The sequence below is a fragment of the Vibrio sp. 10N.261.52.A1 genome, assembly GCF_002876325.1.
GTDB classification, from domain to species: Bacteria; Pseudomonadota; Gammaproteobacteria; order Enterobacterales; family Vibrionaceae; genus Vibrio; species Vibrio chagasii.
This window is the reverse complement of the sequence record NZ_MCYD01000719.1, coordinates 1-2,985: the sequence shown is the minus strand read 5'-3', so window position 1 is coordinate 2,985 and position 2,985 is coordinate 1. Positions and strand designations below refer to the sequence as shown.

The following is a 2,985-nucleotide window of genomic DNA, read 5'->3' as shown; positions in this document are numbered from 1 at the left end:
TTACTCGCATCCCGCATCTGCTCTTTTAGCTTTTCGTTTACTCGAATCTCGCATCCCGCATCTGCTCTTTTAGCTCTTCGTTTACTCGTATCTCGCATCTGCTCTTAATCTCATCACCGGACACGCCTTATTTACTCCCCAATCTTTATGGCCCTTTACCGCTTCATCTGAAATAGAGAACTGTTCTTGCAACGCTGCCACCAAGCCAAACAGTGCCTTACGTTGCGAAAACGTGAAATTGTCGTCTGGTTGCTGCTTTGCGTCACAGCCACCGATCATACAAACCCCAATATTATTTTTGTTGTGCCCTTTCACATGTGCGCCAGTCTGCGACAGCGGCCTACCTAGCTCTACCTTGCCATCACGACGAATCACAAAGTGATACCCCACATCGCGCCAGCCTCTCTTTTTATGCCAGCAGCGAATGTCATGCACGCCTATGTCTTGTTGTGGTGACGTGGCGCTGCAATGCACGGTAATAAAAGAGAAAGCCAAACCGGCGGGAAGGTGACACAAAAAGGAACAAGGGGATGAAGATTGACCCATTAATCGCGGCCATTGAGTTCGATGAGTTGCTGGTGGAGTGCGTGACAAAATGCTTCCTCATGTTGTTGTAACCATTGCTGGGATACAGGTACCTGGCTTAGTTCCGAATTGCTACGTTTTAGCCAAGCACGTTCCACAGTTTTCGCGTAAGCGTCGTGATAGCGCACATAGCGAAGGTAAGTAACGTAGTAGCCAAGGGTTTCGCGCTTGCTAGCTCGGCTTATTGCCCAACAAAAATCCTCGTAGTTAACAGCAGTAAAGCCACTGTGTTCTGGTGATGCGCCATATGCCGAGTTCTGATCTGAGCAACAGCGAGAGTTAGAGTGCGGATTAGGGAGGGAGTAAGAGCAGCACTCTGCACTGGCCATGTTTCCTCGGTAGGCGGAAATAAAAAGAGAGATGATTGCCTTCATTGAACACCTTATGGTTGCTACGGGGGAGGCAATGTAATTCAAGATTTTCGATTAGGGTTGCCGCTGCTCATCATTAAAAAAGGCTTAGCTAAAAAGTGAGAGGTGTTTCCCAAAACACCTGTTTGATAGGTTTGATGTTGCATATCAGTTCGAGCCAATTAACTAAACATCTTTTCTTACAACTTATCTCACGGGCGTTGCGCCCCCAATCCTTAAAAAAGTGTTGTTAATGCTCTGACTATCAATGGATCTCTTGATGAATCAACCGATAACAAGGAGCGTTAGTGATGTGTGTTTCTCTCATTCTTTCTTTTATGCCACTGAAAACCGGTTCGCCGATCAGCAAATTGGTGCTGTTAAAATTGGCCGATAATGCCGACGCGCGCGGCGTGTGTTTCCCCTCGTTGAATTACTTAGCGCAATATTGCGAAGTGTCGCTAAGAACCGTGACAAGGCACGTTAACGAGCTGGAAAAGCAAGGTTTTTTACAGCGGATAAAGCGCTTTGATGATTCAGGGCGCCAGCGCAGCAACTTATACCAACTGCGTGTGCCTGAAGGTTGCCACATTGAACAGCACAACTTAATTCATGACACCCCACAGCCCGCCACTGTATCGGTAACGGAGCCTGTAGCCAATCACAACCTTAATACGGCTCAATCCGACACCCACCAGGAGGCCAACCGATCCAACACGGAGAGTGATCCCCTGGCACACATAATCTCTCATAAAGAACATAAAACAGGGCTAAGCCTAAAAACTAACACGCTCGAGAAGAGTCCCGCAGAGAAGGCAGTGGTAAAACGAGGAGATGCCAGCACAACGGATACGCACAGTTCGAATAGTAAAAGCACGGGCATCACAAGCACTAGCACCGAAATCTCGGACGCCAAAAACTCGGACACCAAGAGCCCCGATGACGCGGTGATTCACCTGCTCACCCAAGAAGGAAGCGCTCCGATTTATCATGAGTTCTTTACCATATTGGAAAGCACCTACCCTAACTTAGATGTGCTGCAACAACTGCACGCCATGCAAGCCTGGTTGTACATTAACCCCGATAAACGTAAACCGTTTGAACACATTGGCCACTTTGTGAATGGCTGGCTAAGAAGAAGTGCGAAAGCCAAAACCAAACAGGGAGCGTTCGTACCAACAAAGCGAACCAAAGGGGCAAAGCTAATCAAGCGCAAACTGCCAATGCAGCAGGCGCAAGCAAACCTTACGAAAGAACAACCGCGAAGTAAGCACTTACCACATCAGCATAGCCAATCAGCCACAACGCCTGTGGCCCAAGCTCTGGCCGAATACCAGAGCAATAACACCCACAACCCGTTTGAAGCACGCATTAAAGCGCTCATTCAATCGAAAGCGCAGATGAAAGATGACACTGAGTGAAGCCAAGCTCAGAGCACCCAAACAGGGCGCAACCCAAACCACACAACGGAAGTGAGCAGTAATGTAAACAAGGAAGAAAATAACATGGACGATACAGGCTTAAAAAAACTGACCACTGAACAGCAAGCCACGCTTTTGGCCAAAGAAGTCGCGCGAGTAGAAGGGCGAATTGGAGAGTTCTTAAAATTACTGGTGAGCCATTACCCACAAGGCTTAACCCGCACTGAAATCAAAACACTACTGGCGGTGAACACCAACCCCAGTTTTGTTTCTTTGTACCGTAATGGCAAAATATTCATCGACATAGAGAAGCGCTACTGCGACGCAGCACAAGAAAACCGATACTACATAGGGACGCAATACCTGCAAGACGTACAATGCTTTCGCTGGGTGAATGCGTGGTGAGATCTTGGTTCAAATTTCAAACTAGTCAATATGCACTTACTTTGCTAGAATGCGCATCAAATTAGAAACCGTATGAAAACCGCATTAATATGAAGTACGGTGAAAAACATGATTTATTGCCTGTAGGAGCCAAACCTAAGGGCGGTAGCGTGGGTAAATATCGTGAATGTTTGAGTTATGCTTGCCGCTATTTTAAAGGTGTGTGATTTGTAAATAAAAAATAC

At 47.0% G+C, this 2,985-nt stretch carries 4 protein-coding genes; 2 read left to right on the top strand and 2 right to left on the bottom strand.

Annotated features, from left to right (window positions below; translation table 11 throughout):
• Positions 1-81: 81 nt before the first annotated feature.
• Together BCT81_RS14480 and BCT81_RS14475 are read right to left on the bottom strand one after the other, a co-directional pair.
• A complete protein-coding gene (locus BCT81_RS14480) occupies positions 82-546 on the bottom strand; it encodes an N-acetylmuramoyl-L-alanine amidase (protein WP_102424874.1) in 465 nt (154 codons plus the stop codon).
• Entirely contained in the window at positions 546-959 is a 414-nt protein-coding gene (locus BCT81_RS14475) for a hypothetical protein (protein WP_102424873.1), read from the bottom strand. Before BCT81_RS14475 ends, BCT81_RS14480 begins: the two co-directional genes overlap by 1 nt.
• Positions 960-1,246: 287 nt before the next feature.
• Between BCT81_RS14475 and BCT81_RS14470 the strand changes: the two genes are divergently transcribed.
• Positions 1,247-2,356 (top strand): helix-turn-helix domain-containing protein, encoded by a 1,110-nt coding sequence (locus BCT81_RS14470; RefSeq protein WP_102424872.1) that lies wholly within the window; start codon positions 1,247-1,249, stop codon positions 2,354-2,356.
• An 84-nt stretch (positions 2,357-2,440) separates the two neighbouring features.
• Positions 2,441-2,761, top strand: a complete 321-nt coding sequence (locus BCT81_RS14465) for a hypothetical protein (protein ID WP_102424871.1) — start codon at positions 2,441-2,443, stop codon at positions 2,759-2,761.
• Positions 2,762-2,985: the final 224 nt, after the last annotated feature.

Coding starts and splice junctions, on each gene's coding strand:
- BCT81_RS14480 (WP_102424874.1), bottom strand. CDS start 546: ATGGGTCAATCTTCATCCCCTTGTTCCTTTTTGTGTCACCTTCCCGCC.
- BCT81_RS14475 (WP_102424873.1), bottom strand. CDS start 959: ATGAAGGCAATCATCTCTCTTTTTATTTCCGCCTACCGAGGAAACATG.
- BCT81_RS14470 (WP_102424872.1), top strand. CDS start 1,247: ATGTGTGTTTCTCTCATTCTTTCTTTTATGCCACTGAAAACCGGTTCG.
- BCT81_RS14465 (WP_102424871.1), top strand. CDS start 2,441: ATGGACGATACAGGCTTAAAAAAACTGACCACTGAACAGCAAGCCACG.